A 19,992-nucleotide genomic window follows, 5' to 3' on the forward strand; every position below is an offset into this window, starting at 1 on the left:
CCGCGGGGACAAATCCCTGTCCCCGCGGATTACGTGGCCCTTTTCGCCTCTCTCCGGCATCTGTCAGAGCAATATTTGACTTCGTTCCAGACCTTTTCCCACTTCTTGCGCCACGTGAACGGGCGCTGGCAGACGGGGCACATTTTCTCCGGCAGATCCGCCTTTCTCCGCATCCGCCCCATCAGAAATCAAACCCTATTTGGCGGCTGTCCTTGGCGGGGGTCACCCCCGCCTTACGTCGCTTGCCGTCGCGGTCATCCACAAAATGCCCCTGACTGTCCTTGCGGCTGGCGTGCTTGTGAATGACCCGTTTCGCTTCATCCCGGAACGCTCCGCCCCGCCGCACGGCCCACACCTTTTCCCGCGCTTGCCGGGCGGCATCCAAGACATCCACGATCGGCGCTGGATAGGTCTTGCCCAGCACCTTGTCCGCCCCCTCCCACGCCCATGGCTCCTGCAGAAACTGGTCGGGAACGGGCGCCAATTCAGGGCACCACCGCCGGGTGAATGTCCCCGCGGGGTCCTGATCCTTGCCTTGTTTTACAGGGTTGTAGATCCGCACCGTGTTCATCCCCGTCGTGCCCGATTGCATCTGGCTTTGGGGCCAGTGAATGCCGGGCTCAAAGTCGGTGAACTGGCGCGCCAGATGCAGCCCCGTCACCCGCCAGTCGAGCCACAGATGGTACGAGGCCACCGCCATCAGCATCGACCGCATCCGGAAATTCATCCACCCCGTCGCGTCCAGATACCGCATGCAGGCATCGACAAAGGGGATGCCCGTCTCGCCCTTCTCCCATGCCGCCAACCGTGCGGCGTCCGGGGTCCGGGGCCGCATGTTTTCATAGGCTGAATGCAGGCAGCGATGTTCCAACCCCGGCTCGTCCTCCAGCTTTTGCATGAAGTGATCCCGCCACGCGAGGCGCGCCTGAAACGACTTGAGCGACCCGCCCCATCCTTCGCGCGTGCCCTTCACCTCGCGCTGACGGACGGCCGCGGCCTGCGCGGCCTCCCGGCCCGACAGACACCCGAAGGCAAGGTAGGGCGACAGACGGGAACAGGACCATTCTCCCGTCACCGGAGACGACATATCCTTGCGATAGGTTTGCCCGCGTTCGGTCAGGAACGAACCCAGCAAGGACAGCGCCATCTGCCGCCCGCCGCGTTGACGTTCGGGGCAGTGATCCTTGGCCACCAAGCGAGGCACAATGTCGGACGGCAAGGCAGGGCCCGTCGTCCCCGCGGGGACATCGACCTGTTCCAAGCGCAGAAACGCGTTGCGCTGCTTGGCCCAGCCGTCGCGACCGTTCAGACGTCGGACAACGCCGGACTGCGCAAGTTCTTCCCAAGCGACACTGTTGGCGCGGCACCATGATGCCACGTCCAGATCGCGGGCATAGGTCCAGGCGCTGCCGGTCTCTTCGTGGCTGAGTATGCTTTCGAAACCCAATAAATCACGCAGATCCGAAAGCACATCGACAACACGCCCGACCCGCACCACCAATGGCACACCGAGAGCCGCAAGATCGCGCGCCAATTCCTCAACGCTTTCGCGCACGAAATCGAACTGGCGGCCGGATACATCGGGTTGCGCCCAGTATTCGGGCTCAAACACGTAGAGCGGGATTACGTCCCCCATGGCGGCCGCGCGCGCAAGTGCGGCGTGGTCGGCCACCCGCAAATCCCGTTTGAACCACACAAGTGTTGTCATGGCTGTTCAGGTAGGACGGTGCGCCGTCCCGCCAAGGTGGATGCGCCGCTCAGCCCCCGTCGCGGTCGCGATCATGGCGTGCCACGCCCGGGATGTCGGGCAGCCATGCCTCGCGCCGCGTGCTCCAGACCTCATAGGTGGGCACAAACTGACCGGGCGCGTCGAGGCACCCCAGATGCACCTCGATCTCATCTCCGCTGCGGGCATAGACGGACCCGCCACAGGTGGGACAGAAAAACCGGCCCTGATACTCGGCAGCCTCGCCTTCGATCCGGACGGATTTTTCGGGATAGATGGCGGCGGCATAAAACACCGCGCCATGATGTTTCCGACAGTCGAGGCAATGGCACATCCCAACCCTGTCCGGCTGGCCCGAGGCTTCGAGCCGGAGGGCACCACAGAGACAGCCGCCTGCGAATCGATCCATGAGATGCTCCTTTTTTGCGTTCTCTGAGAAAGGCGGTGCGCCTTTCGCCCAATGCGACAGTTGCGGTGCTAAGTACCAGGCGGCGGTGTCGCGTGGTAACGGCTTGGCCGTCAAGTGTATTGGACGAAGGCCAGGTTTTTTGGGCGCTGCTTTGTGCATGGTTTGCGCGGTCTCGCGCGTCGACTAGGTCTCATGTTCTGTTAGCTGCTGCGCCTTGGCGGACAGAACTGGTGCGGCCTGTTTCGGCGCCTTCGCGTCGGTGCGGCACTCAGGTCGGTCCCGCCGGGCGGAGCGTTTGTCTCAGAAAGTCAGCGTTGGGTTCGCTCTGCGGGCGGGCGTCAAAATCTGCAAGAAGGGCATCAAATCGCGTCGTCAGATGATCCTTCATGGCGGTTCTTGCGCCTTCCACATGGCCTGCTTCAATCTCGGTGATGACTTTGAGATGCTCGCCATGCGTCACCTCAAGGGACGACGGCGTTCGGGTTTTGGCCCGGATCGACACCCAATCGGGATCGCAGCGGATCTTGTCGAGCATGGAAAAGGCAGCCAGCAAGGGACGGTTTCGCGCGCATTGCGCGATATGACGGTGGAGCGCCCCATCCCAAAGCTCGATGGCTTGCGCGTCCTTCGCCTCCAACTGCTGTTGCGCCTGTTTTCGCAGCGCTTCGACTTCGTGCCTTTGCATCCGCTTGGCGCACAACGCGGCAAGTTCCGGTTCGATGCAAAGGCGCGCCTCCATCACTTCGAGCGCGTTGGTTTGTCCGGCAACACGTGCCGCCAGATCACCAATGGGGTCCGCAGGCTGCCCCACGAACGTGCCTTTGCCCTGATGACGCCAGATCAGTCTGTCAGCCTCAAGCGCATCAAGGGCTTGCCGGACATAGCCGCGCCCCACCCGAAACCGATTGGACAACGCGCGTTCGGTCGGCAACTTGCCCGCCTGCCCCAGCTCACCCGACGCAATGAGGTCCAGAATCCGCGTGCGGAGCTGATCGATTTGCGACTTGGCGTCCAGAACTGTCATGGCAGGGGCAGGGTCAACGTTTTGGCCCCGTTGAAAGAGGGTGTCGGATCATACATCAAATTCCACCGCGTGAGATCGGCTGGCCAGACCTTTGGCGCGCCGTTCTGCATCGGCGGTGGCGATATCGCGGTCGATCCCCTCGCGGGTGGGATATCCCGAAAAGCGTTCCTCCGTCGGCATGCCTTTTGCGAAATGCACATATCTTTCGTTCGCCACGTCCAGCAGGCGCGCAAGTTCCCCCAAGGGATCGGCATGATCATCTGCCCGCAGATCCAGCCATGGGTGCGCCTGACCACGGTGGATCACCAGCCCTGCCGCCTGTCGCCCGCGCTTGTCCCCGCCTGCGGCTTCCCCGGCTTTCATGGCCGCGATAAGCCGGTCGGCAAAGGGCAGATCGGCGTTTGTGCTGTAAGCATCGGACGTGGCCTCGATCACCTCTGGCCCGGCAAGCATGTTGCCTGCGACCGAGTGGTCAGCCCGGACCAAGTGCCCCGCCCAGTCCACGCAATCCGCGCCCGTATGCGCCGCAAAGTTGCCATCGGCATCCATCATGTGCGCTTGGCGTATGGCGCGCCCTTCATCCCGTTCAACCAGATCGGGCAGCACCACAGAGGCCGTTTCGCCCGCTGTCATTCTGGCCCGTCCTTCGGTCCCCCAGACGGGGTTGCAAAAGGCTTGGCTGGCCACTGCGACCTTGCCGTTCACGAAAGGCACAACCGCGCCACAGGCGAAGAATTTGCTGGCCACGATCAGGCCGATGCGACCGTCGCTGTCTTTGGCTATCAGTGAATATGTCATCGTCCCACCGCGTATGCTTGCATCAGTCGTGGCGTTGCTGCTGCGCGCAACATGCCACCGGGTTCGCGAAGTGCCGCCGTCAGACGGCCCACTGTCCACGGTTCGGCCACTGTCACTTTGTGACCGCGCGCGCGCAGGTCGGCGATCACGTCCTCGCCCACATTCGGTTCAATCATCATCTCACCCGGTCGCACCTCGCGGGGGAAGAACGAGCCCTGGAAATGCATGGAATGGAACAGCGGTTGATCCATGCAGGCCTGCAGTCCCATGCCGAAATGCACAAAGCGCAGAAACCAGATCAGTTGCCATTGGTCCTGCTGGTCGCCGCCGGGTGTGCCGAACACCAGTTGCGTGCCGTCCTGTTCCGCAAGGCTTGGCGTCAGCGTGGTGCGGGGGCGCCGCCCCGGTGCCAGAGACGTCGGCAGCCCGTGTTCCAGCCAGTACATCTGTGCCCGCGAGTTGAGCGGAAAGCCCAGACCCGGGATCACGGGATTGCTTTGCAACCATCCGCCCGAGGGCGTCGAGGCCACCATGTTGCCCCAGCGGTCGATGACATCGAGATGCACTGTATCGCCACGTTTCTCGGTCAGGTGCGACATGGTGGGTTCCTGTGCCGCAACCGCCCCCACGTTGAAGTCGCGCGCCGATCGTTCGAGATACGCGTCCGCCAGATGTTCAAACCCGGGTACGTGACCGGGCCGTTGGTCCAGCGACGCCTGTTCGGTGATCAACTGTCGCCGGTCGGCGTTGTAGGCTTCGCTCAGTAAGACATCCATGGGAATGTCGCTGTGGTCGGGGTCGCCGTAATACGCCTCCCGGTCGGCATAGGCGAGTTTCATCGCTTCGATCACCGTATGCACGAATTGCGCGCCATTGGGGTCCATCGCGCCAATGTCGACGCCCTTGAGGATCGCGAGCGCTTGCAACAGGACCGGCCCCTGCGACCAGGCGTGGGTCTTGTGCACGGTCCAGCCGTGATAGTCGAAGCTCAGCGGGGCTTCGTAGGTGGCGCGCCAATCGGCCATGTCGGACCGGGCAAGAACGGCGGAGTGCTTGGCTTCGGACACATCCATCACATGCGCATCCTTGAGATAATCAAAAATGGCGTCGGCCACGAAGCCTTCGCGCCATTCCGCGCGGGCGGCGTCGATCTGCGCTTCGCGCGTGTCGCCCGTGGCATCGGCAAGGCGGTCATAGGTGGCGGCCAGATCGGGGTTCCTGAACAGGTCGTGTGGTGCGGGGGCTTGCCCGCCTGGGGTCCACACCTCGGCGGACGTGGGCCATTCCTTTGCGAAGAAGTCCTGGAGGCCCGCGATGGTGTTGGCGACGCGCGGCAGGACCGGATGACCGTCGCGGGCATAGTCGATGGCCGGTTGCAGCACATCGCGCAGGGACATGGTGCCGTGATCGCGCAGCATCAGCATCCAGCCGTCAAATGCGCCGGGCACCACCGTTGCCAGCAGACCCGAACCGGGCACGAGGGTGAGGCCCTGATCGGTGTAGTGTTCCACCGTCGCGGCCGCGGGTGCCGTACCTTGGGCGCACAGGACTTCGACCTTGCCGGTCTTTGCAGAATAGAAGATCGCGGGCATGTCCCCGGCGGGACCGTTCAGATGCGGCTCGACCACCTGCAGGGTCAGGGCTGTCGCGATCGACGCGTCAAACGCGTTGCCCCCCTTTTCGAGGATGCTCATGCCCACGCTCGATGCGATCCAGTGGGTCGAGGTCACAACACCGAACGTCCCTCGGATTTCGGGTCTTGTGGTGAAATCAGACATCTGCGGTCCTTTTTGATCAGTGTTCGCGCGGATCGAGTGCATCACGCAATCCGTCGCCGAGAAGGTTGAAGCCAAGGACGACACAGAAGATCGACACACCGGGCCACATGGCCATCCAGGGCGCCTGATTCAGGAAGTTTTTGGCGGTGTTGAGCATCGATCCCCAACTTGGCGCGGGGGGCTGCTGGCCAAGGCCCAGAAACGACAGTGACGCTTCGGCGATGATGGCCGTCGCAATTGTCAGCGTCGCCTGAACAAGGATGGGCGGCAGGACATTGGGAAAGATGTAGCGCGTGAGGATTTTATGCGTCGGCAAACCGATGGCGCGCGCGCTGTCGACGTAATCCTCGGATTTGATGTTGATCACCTGCCCGCGCGTAAGCCGGATGAAAATGGGCGTGGCCGATATGCCGATGGCAATCATCGCATTGGTCAGCGACGGGCTGAGGAAGGCGGCAAGTGCAATGGCGAGGATCAGGAACGGCACCGCCAGCAGCGCCTCGGTGCAGCGCGAAATGATCGCATCGGTCCAACCACCAAAATAGCCCGCGATGATCCCGAGGGGGACACCGAACAGCACGGCGATGCCCACCGACACAACCCCGGCCAATAAAGACGCCTGCGCGCCCCAGATCAACCGGGCCATGACATCGCGGCCAATCTCATCCGTGCCCATGGGATGCGCCCAGCTTGGTGCCTTGCGCACGGCGCTCCAATCGGTTGCGGCGGGCTCCGGTATAGGCAGGATCGGGGCCGCGAGGGCGATGAGCACAAAGAATGCCACGAGACCCCCGCCGATCATCGCGCTTTTGTGGCTACGAAATTTTTTCCAGACGCGGTTTTCGGGCCGTGCGGACAACACCGGATCCGAAGCTGTTGGGGTGTTGGTGGCGGTCTGGGTCATATCAGTGCCCCCTCAGCCTTGGGTTCAGTACGTAGTACATCGCATCGGCAAAGAGGTTCATGAAGATGAACCCGATGGCTGTCACCAGCACGATCCCCTGAACAACGGCGTAGTCCCGATTGAAAACCGCATCGACAACCAGTTTGCCAAAGCCGGGGATGGTGAAAATCTGTTCGGTCAGCACGGCGCCTGCCACCAGTTCGCCAAACAGCAGCGCGGTCAGCGTGACAATCGGGGTAAGCGCGTTGCGAAAGGCATGTTTCAGGATCACGACCCGCTCTGCCAAGCCCTTGGCACGGGCGGTGCGCACGTAATCCGCACTCAGCACGCCAATCATGGACGAGCGCGTGTGCCGCATCAGCGTCGCGGCCAGCGCTGTGCCAAGGACAAAGGACGGCATCAGCATGGTGCGGATCGATTGGCCAAAGTCTTCGGACAGCGGGACGTAGCCGGACGCAGGCAGAAGTTGCCATTTGACCGACACCAGCAGGATCAACATGATGCCCAGCCAGAAGTTCGGGATCGACAGGCCGGACAGCGCCACGACATTGGCCACATAGTCGGTGGCTGTCCCCTTCTTGACGGCAGACAAGATGCCAGCCGGTATGCCGATCACCAGCGCAAAGATCATCGACATGACCGCCAACTGGATCGTCACGGGCAGCTTTTCGGCCATCAGTTCGGTCACGGGCTGGTTGGTGCGCAGGGACACGCCCAGGTCGCCCTGCAAAGCGTTTCCGACCCAAGCCAGATATTGCACCGGGATCGGGTCGTTCAGGCGGTATTTCTCGCGCAGGGCTTCCAGCACCTCGGGGTCGCGTTCTTCGCCTGCAAGCACAAGAAGCGGGTCGCCCGGCAACAGCTGTTGCAGTGCAAACACCATGATCGAGATGATCACAATGGTGGGTATGGCGATCAGGAAACGGCGCAGAAGAAACGCAAGCATTTGAGACCCGTTCAATCAAAGCGCCCGCGCCGCCGGAAAGGGGCGGCGCGGGCTGGAAAGATCACTCTTCCCAGGTCACGTTTTCAAGGCGGATCATGCCATCGGGATAGGGGGTGAAGCCCTTGAGGCTGCTGTTGTAGGCCCAGATCCAGTTGACGTGGTAGAGGAACACGCGGTTCAGCTCATCCATCATGAGGGCGATGGCTTCGTCATAGAGCGCCTTGCGTTCTTCGACGCTGCCCGCGACACGGGCCGCGTTCATCACCTCGTCCATCTTGGCGTCCGAAAACTTGGAATCGTTGATCCCGCCGTCTGTGGTCACGAACTGGTGGTTGTTCCCGTCCGGGTCGACGCGGCCCGACCATCCAATCTGGCTGGCGGTGTAGTCACCGGCGGACTGATCCGACAGCAAGGTGGCAAATTCCTTGGAGGTCAGGGTGATGTTGATCCCCGCCTCTGCCGCCATGGCCTGCACCACCTGCATCACTGCCAGCGGCTCGGTCGAGTTTGGCACCTGAACCTCAAGGTCCAAGCCATCGGGGAAGCCTGCCTCGGCCAGAAGGCTTTTGGCTTTGTCGATGTCGCGCGCTTCGACCGGGAAGGACTGGTTGTACCACGGAGACGTTGACGGGAACGGCTGGTTGCCGGGGGCAAAGGCCCCTTCGAACACCACCTGGTTCAGCGCCTCGCGGTCAATCGCATAGCTCAGGGCCTGGCGCAGGCGTTTGTCATTGCCCCACGGATTGTCGCCCCGTTCGCCGTTGTTGATGTTGAACGTGATGCCCTGATAGCCCAAGGACACCGCGCTATCGACGACGATGCCGTCATCTGCGTTGGCTTGCGCGAGGTCCGTCGCCGCCAAGCGTTCCAGCATGTCGATGTCGCCCGATTGCAGGTTGGCCAGACGCACGGTTGTGTCCGGGATCGGCAGGAAGGTGACGCTGTCGAAGTTGATCGCGTCGGCGTTCCAGTAGTCGTCGAACTTGGTCAAAACGATCTTGTCCTGTGCGACGCGTTCCGCAAATGAAAAGGCCCCGGAACAGACCGGATTCAGGCCGAAATCAGCGCCTGCCTCCGCCGCTGCTGTCGGCGAGACCATCATTCCCGCCCGGTCGGCCAGTTGTGCCATCAGGGTAGCGTCCGGACCTGCAAGATTGAGCACGATCTCGTATTCGCCGGTGACCTCGGTCGATGTGATCGACTTCAGTTCGGACTTGCGGCGGGATTCGTCCAGTGTTTGCGAGCGTTCGATATTTGCCGCGACCGCCTCTGCGTTGAAGGGTGTGCCGTCATGGAACACAACGCCTTCGCGCAATTGCATGGTGATGGCGGTGCCGTCGTCGGACGTGGTCCAGGACGTGGCCAGCTGCGGGATGATCTCAAGGTCCGGGGTGATGTCCACCAGCTTGTCGCACATGGAGGCATAGACAATCCGGCCCACGAATGTGCGCGACTGGTCCGGGTCAAGCACATCCGCGTCCGATTGCAGCGCGATGCGCAGGTCCTTGGCCAGGACCGGGCTGGCGGTCAGCGCCGTGGCGCCGATCAACGCCGTGATCATGGCTGTTTTCAAATGTGGCATTGTGTCTGTTCCTCTCTGTCAGTTTTGGGTTTTATGCGTCACAGTTCCGCCTTCGCTTGCGGCCCGGTGAAGGGCAAAGCGGGCTTGGGCGGCCTGTGATCTGTTGGTTTTGTGGGTCGAGACCGGCGCTGCGGGCAGGCTGTCCCAGAAGTGGCAGGCGATCTGATGATCACCGTCGTCAGATGTGCGCAACACCGGCGTTTCGGACCGGCACCGGTCTTGCACAAACGGGCAGCGGGTGTGGAAGCGGCAGCCCGACGGTGGGTCGGAGGGGCTTGGCATCTCCCCAAGCACCGTCGCCTCGTGATCGACGCCGGGGCCATCCATGGACGGGATCGATGCCAGCAGTGCCTGCGTGTAGGGATGGCGCGGGTTGGCATAGACGTCCTTCGTCTCTCCCAACTCGACAATGCGGCCCAGATACATGACGGCGACGCGGTCGCTCATGTGGCGGATGACGCCCAGATCGTGCGCAATGATCACAAGTGTCAGCCCGAGGTCGCGCGACAGATCACCCAGCAGATTGATCACCTGTGCCTGCACCGACACGTCCAGCGCAGACACCGGTTCGTCCCCGATGATCAGCTTTGGACCAGCGGCCAGTGCCCGCGCGATCCCGATGCGTTGCCGTTGCCCGCCGCTGAATTCATGCGGATAGCGGTCGGAATGCTCGGCCCGCAACCCGACAGAGCGCAGAAGGTCCGCCACTTTGGCCTGTCGCGCCTGCTTGCCAAGGTCGGGGGCGTGGACTTCGATCGGCTCACCGACCAGTTGCCCGACCGTCATGCGCGGGTTCAGGGACGAAAACGGGTCCTGAAAGATGAATTGCACGTCGCGGCGCAGCGCCTTGAGCTTTTCGCCCTTGGCCGCGCTGATCTCGCGCCCTTCGAACTGCACGCTTCCGGATGTGGGTGCCAGCAGCCGCATCAACAGCCGCGCAAGTGTGGATTTGCCGCATCCGCTTTCGCCCACAATCGCAAATGTTTCACCACGCTTTATCCTGAGCGATACGCCGTCCACCGCCTGCACGACCGGGGCCTTCGACAGCCAGCCACCGCCCGACCCGAAATGCTTGGTCACATTGTCGGCGGCCAGGATGACATCATCGCTCATGCGCTGACCGCCACATGCATCTCAAGCGGTGCGTAATGGCACGCCACGTCGTGTTTTGCCGCAACCTGCGCCAATGGGGGCCGGGCCGAACAGGTGTCTGTGGCGAACGAACAGCGGGTGCGAAACCGGCAGCCTTGGGGCATATTCGCGACCGTGGGCACTGTGCCCGGCACGGTTGCCAGGCGCCCACCCGGATCGTCAAGCGAGGGCATCGCGCTCATCAATCCGATTGTGTAAGGATGCTGCGGGTTGCTGAACACCTCCCTTACGGGCCCCTGTTCGACAATCTGCCCACCATACATAACCGCAACGCTGTCGGCGATTTCGGCCACGACACCCAGATCATGCGTGATCATGATCGTCCCCATCCCGGTTCCGTCCCGAAGATCGCGGATCAGATCAAGGATCTGCGCCTGAATGGTCACGTCCAGCGCTGTCGTCGGCTCATCCGCGATCAAGAGCTGTGGTTCGTTGGCCAGCGCCATGGCGATCATCACCCGCTGGCGCATCCCACCTGACAACTGATGTGGATATTCGGTCAACCGTTGTTGTGGGTTTGCGATACCCACCCGTTCCAACATGTTCTGCGCGCGCTTCAGGGCGGCGGATTGGCTGCCCCCTTGATGACGCATGACAGCTTCGGCGATTTGATCACCGATGCGAAAAACGGGGTTCAGGGACGTCATGGGTTCCTGAAAGATCATCGCCATTGCGTTGCCGCGCAGCGTCCTTGGAACTGATTGGTGAGATAAATCAAAGGCTTCGTCGTCCAAACTGACCCTGCCCGACGATATCTGAGCCGCGTCCGGCGGAAGCAGCCCCATAAGCGCCATCGCTGTCACGCTCTTGCCGCACCCGGATTCGCCGACAATGCACAGCACTTCGCCCCGGTGAACGGTGAGGGAGACGTCCTCTACAACATCATTTGCCTGACCACGAAACCTGAGAACCAAGTTTTGCAATTGCAGCAGGGGACGTTCCCCGACTGGTTGTGGCGCTGAATGATCGGTGCTGTCTGCCTTCATCGCTTGCTGCATCACCCCTTCTGCAACTGAACGAAAAACCAATTCGATATTGGTTAAGCTGACGCAATGCCGCGCCCTGTCAAGGTTTACAGACCCGTTTTCGTGATCGGGGCACGCAAAAAGGCAAAGCGCGCTTGCAATACCGGCATCGACCGGATGATCCCCAATCGCTGGCGCTTCGGCGCGCTGACGTCCCGGTGCGTTACGACCCGTGGTGCAGCACTCAGGCAGCAAAAGCATGTGCGATATGGCTATTCTGCGGTCAGCGATGCGGCAGCTTGGCGGGTGCGAAGACCATGTCGCGCGGCGGAAGTCCGCCGACCGGCGCATACCTTGACGTCACCCCGGCCCAAGATCGCTTTGGCCTTGGTCGCGCATGGGTCACAATACAACCATCGAATGAATTGCAATCGACCGAGGAGATCACCCATGGAACGCCGTTCGTTTTTCGTCGCGGCCCTTGCCACGACATTCCTGACCATGCCTGCGTTTGCCGCCGACGTGCCCGAAGGGGTCACTTTGGCCGAGGAGCAGACGTTTACCTACCGCATCCTCGACGAATTTTCGTCCTTTGATCCGCAGCTTATCGAAGACACGTATGGATCCGACATCGCCCGTGACTTGTTCGAAGGGCTTTATAATCAGGACTCCGACGGCAACATCGTGCCCGGTGTCGCGCTGAACCATGAGGCGTCTGCGGACAACCTGACCTACACGTTTACCTTGCGCGACGACGCCAAATGGTCCGACGGCACGCCCGTGACCGCAGGTGATTTTGTCTATGCCTGGCAACGGGCTGTGACGCCCGAACTCGCCTCGCCCTATGCGTGGTACATGGAGTTGATGTCGATCGAGAACGGCGCCGCCATCATCGCAGGCGAGATGGAGCCGACCGCATTGGGCGTTTCGGCCCCCGATGACACCACGCTGGTCGTGAACCTGTCCCAGCCGCTGCCCTATTTCAACAAGATGGTCACCCATGCCACGACCTTTCCGGCCCCCAAATGGGCGATCGAAGAGCATGGCGCCCAATGGACCCGCCCCGGAAATCTGGTGAGCAACGGTGCCTATGTCCTGAAAGAGCATGTGCCCAAGGAACGGTCCGTGCGCGCGCGAAACGAGATGTACTGGGACAACGAAAACACCGTTCTGGAAACGGTCACGACGCTTGTGATCGGTGACGATGCGCAAGGGTTGACCCGTTGGCGCGCAGGCGAGGTCGACATGACCGACATTCCTGCAGGTCAGTATCCGGCATTGGCCAACGAATTCCCGGACGAGGCTTTTGCCGTGCCGCGCCTGTGCAACTACTATTTCAACTTCAACCTGGCCTCCGGACCCGAGGCATTCCAGGACGTGCGCGTGCGTCAGGCCCTGGCAATGGCCCTTGACCGCGAAGTGATCGTGGACCGCGTCTTGCAGGGCGGTCAGTTCCCGGCCTTTACCTTTACCCCTGCCGCGACCGCCGGGTTCGACGTGCCGGATGTGGACATCGCAGCGATGACCCAGGCCGATCGGGACGCGCGCGCCAAGGAATTGCTGACCGAGGCAGGCTATGGCGAGGGCGGTGAGCCGCTGAGCTTTACCTATCTTTACAACACCAACGAGGCGCACCAGCAGGTTGCCATTGTCGCCACGCAGATGTGGAAGCAGAAGCTGGGTGTCGACGTGACGCTGGAGAACCAGGAATGGAAGGTTTTCCTTGAGACCCGGGGGGCCCAGAACTTTGACATGGCCCGTGGTGCGTGGTGTGGCGACTATAACGAGGCGTCTACGTTTCTTGATCTTCTGACCACCGAGTCCGGCTACAACGACGCCAAATTCTCGAACGCCCGTGTGGATGAGTTGATGGCCGATGCGAAATCGTCCAGCGACCCGCAGCCCCTTTACACCGAAGTGGAACAGATCCTGGCCGCCGAGATGCCGGTGATCCCGATCTATCACTATTCCACGAACCTGATGCTGTCCGATGCCATCCAGGGTTGGCCCATCAACAATGTTGAGCAGAACTGGTACGCCAAGGACCTCTACCGGGTCGCCGAGTGACCTGACCACGTGTGCGCCCCGGTGTCAGTCCGGGGCGCGATGCGCGGTAACCCATCGCTCAAATCCGGGAACGCCTTATGCTCAACTACACGCTCCGCCGCCTGCTGATGGTGGTGCCCACCCTTCTCATTCTGGTGATCTTTGCCTTCTACCTGATGCGGCTGGCACCGGGCGGGCCGTTCACCTCGGAACGTCCCCTGCCCCCGGCCGTCATGGCCAATGTGCTGGAACGCTATGGCATGGATGAACCGTTGCATGTGCAGCTTTGGACCTATGTGAGCAACATTGTCTGCTGTTTCGACTTTGGGCCCAGCTTTTCCCAGAAGGATCGGTCGGTGAATGACGTCATCGCCCAAGGGTTTCCCGTCACGTTGACCTACGGGTTCTGGTCAGCGGTGTTCGTGCTGTTGCTGGGGGTGCCGCTGGGTATCATCGCGGCCCTTCGGCACAACGGGTTCTGGGACTACACGATGACCGGCCTTGCCATCTTTTCGCAGATCTTTCCAAATTTCGTGCTGGCACCGCTGCTGGTGCTGCTCTTCACGCTGTCCTGGGGCTTGCTGCCGGGTGGTGGATGGAACGGGGGGCAATGGCAATATATCGTGATGCCCGCCATAGCGCTCGGAACGTCCTACATGGCGTCGGTTGCACGGCTGACGCGCGGGTCAATGCTGGAGGTGCTGGGCTCGCCCTACATCCGTACGGCGCGCGCCAAGGGATTGCCGGAGCGGACCATCATCCTGCGCCATGCCCTGAAACCGGCGCTGCTGCCGACGCTGACCTATATGGGGCCGGTCTTTGTCTACATGATCACCGGATCGGTGTTTGTGGACGTGTTCTTTTCGACGGGCGGCATTGGGCAGGATTTCATCAACGGAGCCTATAGCCGCGACTATGCGATCCTTCTTGGCCTTGCGATCCTCTATGCCGTGCTGACCTTTGTGCTGACGCTGATGGTTGACCTGCTTTATGCGTGGATCGATCCCAAGGTGCGGGCGGGGCTGTCATGATCCTGTCCGCGGCGCGCCGCCGCCTGCAATCCCGTGCCTTCGCCGAAGAACAAGCGCCAGAGATGGTTGCGTCCCGATCCTTCTGGGCCGATGCCGGACAACGGTTCATGCGCAACCGCATGGCGATCTTTTCGGTCGGGATGCTTGGCCTTCTGATCCTGTTCTCGATCTTCGGGAACCTGTTTTCGCGTTGGTCCTTCGAAGAGATCGACTGGAACGTTCTGGGCCGCATCAAGGAAGACGGCGGCCCCTCGCTTGAAAACGGTCACTGGTTCGGCGTCGATGAGTTGGGCCGAGATCTTTATGCGCGCGTGGTGCAGGGCACGCGGACCTCGCTGCTGGTGGGGTTCATCGCGGGCCCTGTCTCTGTTCTTCTGGGTGCGACGCTGGGCGCGCTGTCGGGCTATTATGGCGGGCGTTTTGACCGGACGGTGCTTGGGGCCTACACGATCTGGCTTGCGATCCCCTACATCATCTTCTTTGTGGTCTGGCAGGCCTTCTTTGGCCGGTCCATGAGCCAGATGATCATGGTCATCATCCTCGTGAACTGGACCGCCGGGCTGCTGATTGTGCGCGGGCAGGTCATGATGCTGAAGAACCGCGAATTCGTGGACGCAGCCCGGATGCTGGGCATGTCGGACACCAAGATCATCTTTCGTCACCTCGCGCCGAACGTCCTTTGGGTGGTGGTGATCTATACCTCCCTCGTCATTCCCGAGGTCATCATGATGGAAAGCCTCGTGTCCTTCCTGGGGGTCGGTATCCAAGAGCCGAACACATCCATCGGGGCGCTCTTGTCCCAAGGGGCGTCCACCATGACATTCGGCACGCTGTGGCAGTTGGGGTTCCCTGCGGCGATCTTTGTCATCGCGCAGGTTTCGCTGTTCTACATCGGGGACGGGTTGCGGGACGCTTTGGACCCCAAGGAGAGATAAGTTGAGCCAGAAATTCCCAATGCTTGCCCGGCGCACGCGCCCATGCTGAGTGTCGAAAACCTGCACATCCGCTTTCGCACTGGCGATGGGATGGTCCATGCGGTCAACGATGTTTCGTTCGAGGTTGGTGCTGGCCGCCAAATTGCGGTTGTCGGCGAAAGCGGGTCCGGCAAGTCGCAGATCGCGCTGGCCATCATGGGCCTGCTCGCCAAGAACGCCGAGGTCGAGGGCCGCATCATGTGGAACGGGCAGGATCTGCTGGCCGCGTCCAACCGAGAGATGAACCGCATCCGCGCCCGCGAGATCGGGATCGTGTTTCAGGATCCGATGTCGTCGCTGAACCCCTACATGACCATCGAACGGCAACTGACCGAGATTGTCGAATATCACGAGGGGCTGTCCCGACGTGACGCCCGCGCCCGCGCGTTGCAAGTGATGGATGCGGTGCGCATCTCTGACGCAAAAGCGCGCCTGCGTGCTTATCCGCACGAGTTCTCAGGCGGCATGCGGCAGCGGATCGTCATCGCCATGGCGTTGATGTGCCAACCCAAACTGATCCTTGCCGATGAACCGACAACCGCGCTTGATGTGACGGTTCAGGCCCAGATCATGCAGCTTCTGGCAGACGTGCAACGTGATCTTGGCACGTCCGTTGTGCTGATCACGCACGATCTGGGCGTCGTTGCCGGATTTTGCGAAGAGGTGGTGGTTCTTTATGGCGGGCGGATCATGGAAGAGGCTGAGACGATCGCCCTTTTTGACCAGCCCACGCATCCCTATACGCGCGGCCTGTTGTCCGCTGTCCCGAATATCAAGGACCCTTCCGACGCGCTGACGGCCATCCCCGGCAGCCCACCAAACCAACACCGTTTTCCGCAGGCCTGCCCTTTCGCGCCGCGCTGCGTTGACGCGGTGGACATCTGTCGCGACACCCTGCCCGCCTTGCGTCAGGGGCGCGCCTGCCTGCGCCCCGTCGAGGAGCTGACATGATGCTGTCCGTCCAGAATGCCCATGTCTCGTTCACCGCGGCCCAGACCAAGAAATGGCCATGGTCCCGTCCGGGCGTGGTGAGCGCGGTGAACGGCATCTCCTTCGATCTGGAGGCGGGAAAGACACTTGGGATTGTCGGCGAATCCGGATGCGGCAAATCCACGTTGATCCGTGCGGTTGCTGGCCTCACACCTCTGGCGTCTGGCACTGTGACCCTGAACAACGAACCTGTTGCCTATGAAAATCGCGCCTCGGTGCAGCGGTTGCGGGCGACCATGCAAATGATCTTTCAGGACCCGATTGCCTCTCTCAATCCGCGCATGACCATTCGGGAAATCGTCGTGGAACCTCTGACCTTTTTTCGAACGGACATGAGCATGGAAGAGCGGCGAACTGCCGCCATGGCGATGCTTGAGCGGGTCGGCATCCCTGCGACGCAGGCCAACCGCTTTCCCCATGAGTTTTCCGGTGGGCAGTGCCAGAGGATCGGCATCGCACGGGCGCTTGTCGCTGAACCGAAGGTCTTGCTGTGTGACGAGCCTGTGTCGGCGCTTGACGTATCAATTCAGGCGCAGGTCGTGAACCTGCTGAAGGACTTGCAGCGCGAAATGGGGCTGGCCATTGTCTTTGTTGCGCATGATCTGGGCGTGGTGCGCCATATCTCGGACGAGGTGCTGGTCATGTATATGGGGGCCCAGATGGAGCGTGCATCTGCCGCCGACCTCGTGCGGGAGCCGAAACATCCCTATGCACAGGCCCTGCTGTCTGCCGTCCCCGTCCCCGATCCGCGCACGCGCATCACACCGCAGATGCTTGAAGGCGACTTGCCAAGCCCCATGGACCTTCCGCCCGGATGCCTGTTTGCGTCACGGTGCCCAAAGGCGATGCCGAAGTGTCATACGTCACGGCCGCCCGCGATCTGGCACGGTCAGCATCAAGCGGCCTGTTTTTTGTTGGAGGACAGAGCGGTCGCGGCGAGCGACGTTCATTGAGCGTTTGGTCTGGGGGGCATGCGGCGACTTGGAAAACGCTTGGGCGTTCTGATCACTGCCAATCAGCAGTTCCCCGCCCCGCAGAGGAACGCTCGCCATTGAAGTCACCCGGTCGCGGACCTAACGTGACCCTCAGCCCCTTGATTGAGAGTACCAAATGCGCGACGCGACCCCCCAGACGATTTACCTCAAGGATTACACGCCCTTCGGCTTCAAGGTCGAAGAGGTCCACCTGACATTCGACCTGGCCCCGTCGGCCACGCGCGTGACGTCGCGTATCAGGTTCGCGCCAAACCCCGACGCTGCCGACAGGACGTTTTTCCTGCATGGCGAAAACCTGTCCCTGATCTCGGCCAAGATCGACGGAGAGGCGGTGACGCCCACCCTCACGGACGAAGGGCTGACGTGCGACGTGCCCAATATGCCCTTTACCTGGGAGGCGGAGGTGCAGATCGACCCGGCGGCCAACACGGCCCTTGAGGGGCTGTACCAGTCGAACGGGATGTATTGCACTCAATGCGAGGCAGAAGGCTTCCGCAAGATCACGTATTATCCCGACCGCCCTGACGTAATGTCGGTCTTCTCGGTCCGCATCAACGGGCCGCATGCCGTCTTGCTGTCCAATGGCAATCCGGTGGCGTCTGGCGATGGCTGGGCGGAATGGCATGATCCGTGGCCCAAGCCCGCCTACCTGTTCGCACTGGTGGCAGGCGAGTTGATCGCCCATCGCGACAGCTTCACCACGATGGAAGGGCGCAAGGTTGATCTGGCGCTTTACGTGCGTCCGGGGGATGAGGGCAAATGCGCCTTCGGGATGCAGGCGCTGAAGGATTCGATGAAATGGGACGAGGATGTCTATGGCCGCGCCTATGATCTGGATGTGTTCAACATCGTGGCCGTCGACGATTTCAACATGGGCGCGATGGAGAACAAGGGGCTGAACATCTTCAACGCCTCGGCTGTGCTCGCCTCGCCCGAGACTTCAACGGACGGGAATTTCGAACGGATCGAGGCGATCATCGCGCATGAGTATTTCCACAACTGGACGGGTAACCGGATAACCTGCCGGGACTGGTTCCAGCTGTGCCTGAAGGAAGGGCTGACCGTGTTCCGCGACAGCCAGTTCACGGCCGATATGCGGTCGGAACCGGTGAAACGTATCAGTGACGTGATCGACCTGCGTGGCCGTCAATTCCCCGAGGATCAGGGGCCGCTGGCCCACCCGGTGCGACCCGAGAGCTTTCAGGAAATCAATAACTTCTATACCGCAACCGTATATGAGAAGGGCGCAGAGGTCATCCGCATGCTAAAAACGCTTGTCGGTGATGAGGGGTACAAGAAGGCGCTGGATCTCTACTTTGACCGTCATGACGGCGATGCCGCGACGATCGAAGACTGGCTGGCTGTTTTCGAGGAGGCGACGGGACGCGATCTGACGCAGTTCAAACGCTGGTATTCCCAAGCGGGCACACCCCGTGTCGTGGTGTCTGAGCGTTTCGAGGACGGCACCTACTCCCTGAACTTCGCGCAACATACACCACCGTCTGCAGCCACGCCGGACCCGCAAGCACAGGTCATTCCGATTGCCGTGGGATTGCTTGGTCCCAATGGGGACGAGGTGCTGCCAACGCAGGTGCTGGAACTGACGGAAGACAGCCAAAGCTTCAGCTTTCCGGGTCTGAGCGCCAAGCCGGTGCCGTCGATCCTGCGCGGGTTCTCGGCCCCTGTGGTGCTGGACCACACGCCCGACCACGCGTTCCTGCTGGCCCATGACACCGATCCGTTCAACCGCTGGGAGGCGGCGCGGAACCTCGGCAAGGCATCGCTTCTGGGCGCTGTTACCAAGGGCACCTGGCCGGATGCCGCGTGGCTGGATGGCGTGGCAGGTCTTTTGACCGATGAGGCTCTGGACCCGGCCTATCGGGCCTACTGCCTGGCCCTGCCCGGTCAATCGCAACTGGCTGCCGAATTGCACGGGGCGGGCACGACGCCGGACCCGGACGCGATCTGGACGGCACACGAGGACCACAGGCAGGCCTTGTCGGACCGTATGGCAGATGCGCTGCAGGGGCTTTACGCGGCGCATCAGGTCGATGCCCCCTATGCCCCCGACGCGGCACAGTCCGGGCACCGCGCCCTCGGCAACGCCGTGCTGGCCATGCTCACGCGGCAGGATGGCGGCGACGCGGCGCAAGCGCAGTTCGACGAGGCCACCAACATGACCCAACAGCTGGCCGCGCTTGGCTATCTGATCCGTGCGGGGCGCGGCGACGCAGCACTGGCACGGTTCGAAGCGCAATGGAAAGACGACCGGCTGGTCATGGACAAGTGGTTCGGCCTGCAAGTGATGGAAGCCAAGCCCGATGACGCCGCTGACACGGCCAAGGCGCTGACAAAGCACGCGGATTTCAACTGGAAAAACCCCAACCGCTTCCGTGCGACGCTGGGCAGCTTCGCAGGGCATCACGCCGGTTTCCATGCAAAGGACGGGTCAGGCTACACCTTGCTGGCTGATTGGCTGATCACCCTCGATCCGGTGAACCCGCAAACCACGGCGCGTATGTGCTCGGCCTTCCAGACGTGGCGGCGCTATGACGCGATCCGTCAGTCCATGATCGGCAAGGAGCTTGAGCGCATCGCGGCCACCCCGAACCTTAGCCGCGACACAACCGAAATGATCACCCGCATCCGGGAAGCATGATCCACCTTCATCT

General features: G+C 61.7%; 17 protein-coding genes. 6 read left to right on the top strand and 11 right to left on the bottom strand.

Features of this window, described 5'->3' with window-relative positions:
- Positions 1 to 29: 29 nt before the first annotated feature.
- From Q1A32_RS13590 to Q1A32_RS13640, 11 genes are all read right to left on the bottom strand, one after another.
- Positions 30 to 182, bottom strand: a complete 153-nt coding sequence (locus Q1A32_RS13590) for a DUF2256 domain-containing protein (protein WP_299654089.1) — start codon at positions 180 to 182, stop codon at positions 30 to 32.
- Positions 182 to 1,708: a cryptochrome/deoxyribodipyrimidine photo-lyase family protein gene (locus tag Q1A32_RS13595; protein ID WP_299654092.1), complete on the bottom strand. Its 1,527-nt coding sequence runs from the start codon at positions 1,706 to 1,708 to the stop codon at positions 182 to 184. Before Q1A32_RS13595 ends, Q1A32_RS13590 begins: the two co-directional genes overlap by 1 nt.
- Before the next feature lie 49 nt (positions 1,709 to 1,757).
- Positions 1,758 to 2,135, bottom strand: a complete 378-nt coding sequence (locus Q1A32_RS13600) for a GFA family protein (RefSeq protein WP_299654095.1) — start codon at positions 2,133 to 2,135, stop codon at positions 1,758 to 1,760.
- A gap of 268 nt (positions 2,136 to 2,403) precedes the next feature.
- Positions 2,404 to 3,159 carry a FadR/GntR family transcriptional regulator gene (locus tag Q1A32_RS13605; RefSeq protein WP_299654098.1) on the bottom strand — a complete coding sequence of 252 codons (756 nt, stop codon included), beginning with the start codon at positions 3,157 to 3,159 and terminating at the stop codon, positions 2,404 to 2,406.
- 48 nt (positions 3,160 to 3,207) lie between these two features.
- Positions 3,208 to 3,957, bottom strand: coding sequence for a DUF1028 domain-containing protein (locus Q1A32_RS13610; protein WP_299654101.1), 750 nt, complete (start codon positions 3,955 to 3,957; stop codon positions 3,208 to 3,210).
- A complete protein-coding gene (locus Q1A32_RS13615) occupies positions 3,954 to 5,735 on the bottom strand; it encodes a gamma-glutamyltransferase family protein (RefSeq protein ID WP_299654104.1) in 1,782 nt (593 codons plus the stop codon). Before Q1A32_RS13615 ends, Q1A32_RS13610 begins: the two co-directional genes overlap by 4 nt.
- Positions 5,736 to 5,751: 16 nt before the next feature.
- Complete coding sequence (locus Q1A32_RS13620) at positions 5,752 to 6,639, bottom strand: ABC transporter permease (protein ID WP_299654107.1); 888 nt, start codon at positions 6,637 to 6,639, stop codon at positions 5,752 to 5,754.
- A gap of 1 nt (position 6,640) precedes the next feature.
- On the bottom strand, positions 6,641 to 7,585 hold the full coding sequence (locus Q1A32_RS13625; protein WP_299612027.1) for an ABC transporter permease: 945 nt from the start codon (positions 7,583 to 7,585) through the stop codon (positions 6,641 to 6,643).
- A gap of 61 nt (positions 7,586 to 7,646) precedes the next feature.
- Positions 7,647 to 9,167: an ABC transporter substrate-binding protein gene (locus Q1A32_RS13630; protein ID WP_299654110.1), complete on the bottom strand. Its 1,521-nt coding sequence runs from the start codon at positions 9,165 to 9,167 to the stop codon at positions 7,647 to 7,649.
- Positions 9,168 to 9,185: 18 nt separating this feature from the next.
- Complete coding sequence (locus Q1A32_RS13635) at positions 9,186 to 10,280, bottom strand: ABC transporter ATP-binding protein (RefSeq protein WP_299654113.1); 1,095 nt, start codon at positions 10,278 to 10,280, stop codon at positions 9,186 to 9,188.
- Entirely contained in the window at positions 10,277 to 11,305 is a 1,029-nt protein-coding gene (locus Q1A32_RS13640; protein WP_299654116.1) for an ABC transporter ATP-binding protein, read from the bottom strand. The genes Q1A32_RS13635 and Q1A32_RS13640 overlap by 4 nt, the downstream gene beginning before the upstream one ends.
- A 480-nt stretch (positions 11,306 to 11,785) precedes the next feature.
- On the opposite strand from Q1A32_RS13640, the gene Q1A32_RS13645 reads away from it, so the two are divergent.
- The 6 genes from Q1A32_RS13645 to pepN all read left to right on the top strand — a co-directional run bounded on the left by Q1A32_RS13645 (position 11,786) and on the right by pepN (position 19,979).
- Complete coding sequence (locus tag Q1A32_RS13645) at positions 11,786 to 13,351, top strand: peptide ABC transporter substrate-binding protein (protein WP_299612949.1); 1,566 nt, start codon at positions 11,786 to 11,788, stop codon at positions 13,349 to 13,351.
- Positions 13,352 to 13,428: 77 nt separating this feature from the next.
- On the top strand, positions 13,429 to 14,361 hold the full coding sequence (locus tag Q1A32_RS13650; RefSeq protein WP_299612018.1) for an ABC transporter permease subunit: 933 nt from the start codon (positions 13,429 to 13,431) through the stop codon (positions 14,359 to 14,361).
- Positions 14,358 to 15,296: an ABC transporter permease gene (locus Q1A32_RS13655; protein WP_299654119.1), complete on the top strand. Its 939-nt coding sequence runs from the start codon at positions 14,358 to 14,360 to the stop codon at positions 15,294 to 15,296. Before Q1A32_RS13650 ends, Q1A32_RS13655 begins: the two co-directional genes overlap by 4 nt.
- A 42-nt stretch (positions 15,297 to 15,338) precedes the next feature.
- Entirely contained in the window at positions 15,339 to 16,286 is a 948-nt protein-coding gene (locus Q1A32_RS13660) for an ABC transporter ATP-binding protein (protein WP_299654122.1), read from the top strand.
- On the top strand, positions 16,283 to 17,278 hold the full coding sequence (locus tag Q1A32_RS13665; protein ID WP_299654125.1) for an ABC transporter ATP-binding protein: 996 nt from the start codon (positions 16,283 to 16,285) through the stop codon (positions 17,276 to 17,278). The genes Q1A32_RS13660 and Q1A32_RS13665 overlap by 4 nt, the downstream gene beginning before the upstream one ends.
- A 157-nt stretch (positions 17,279 to 17,435) precedes the next feature.
- Positions 17,436 to 19,979 (top strand): aminopeptidase N, encoded by a 2,544-nt coding sequence (gene pepN / locus Q1A32_RS13670; RefSeq protein ID WP_299654128.1) that lies wholly within the window; start codon positions 17,436 to 17,438, stop codon positions 19,977 to 19,979.
- Positions 19,980 to 19,992: the final 13 nt, after the last annotated feature.

Origin of the sequence: uncultured Tateyamaria sp., assembly GCF_947503415.1 — a bacterium.
GTDB lineage: Bacteria > Pseudomonadota > Alphaproteobacteria > Rhodobacterales > Rhodobacteraceae > Tateyamaria.